A 392-nucleotide genomic window follows, 5' to 3' on the forward strand; every position below is an offset into this window, starting at 1 on the left:
CACCGTTGCCGGTACGCTCTGAAGTATTCAGAAAAAACAGATTAACGGTATGGTGGAGCTAAGCGGGATCGAACCGCTGACCTCCTGCGTGCAAGGCAGGCGCTCTCCCAGCTGAGCTATAGCCCCATACAGTTACTGCAGAGACCACTACTACCACTCAACCGAGTACACTTCGTGAGAAATGCAATTCGTGCTCAGGCAAGGCATGTTTCCGCGAAGCATAGTGAACTATGCGAGCCGGGAACATAACGCAGCGTGAGTGCGAATTTGGTAGGCCTGAGTGGACTTGAACCACCGACCTCACCCTTATCAGGGGTGCGCTCTAACCACCTGAGCTACAAGCCTGTAGAGGTTTTTTCTGCTCGTTACTTTTTATCAGACAATCTGTGTGG

2 tRNA genes are annotated in these 392 nt (G+C 51.8%); both read right to left on the reverse strand.

The window, feature by feature from the left end:
• Positions 1-50: 50 nt before the first annotated feature.
• A tRNA-Ala gene (locus HZZ01_RS20720) sits at positions 51-126 on the reverse strand.
• Between the two features lie 142 nt (positions 127-268).
• A tRNA-Ile gene (locus tag HZZ01_RS20725) sits at positions 269-345 on the reverse strand.
• Between the last annotated feature and the right edge of the window lie 47 nt (positions 346-392).

Source organism: Pantoea sp. WMus005 (genome assembly GCF_013415305.1).
Taxonomy (GTDB): Bacteria; Pseudomonadota; Gammaproteobacteria; order Enterobacterales; family Enterobacteriaceae; genus Pantoea; species Pantoea rara.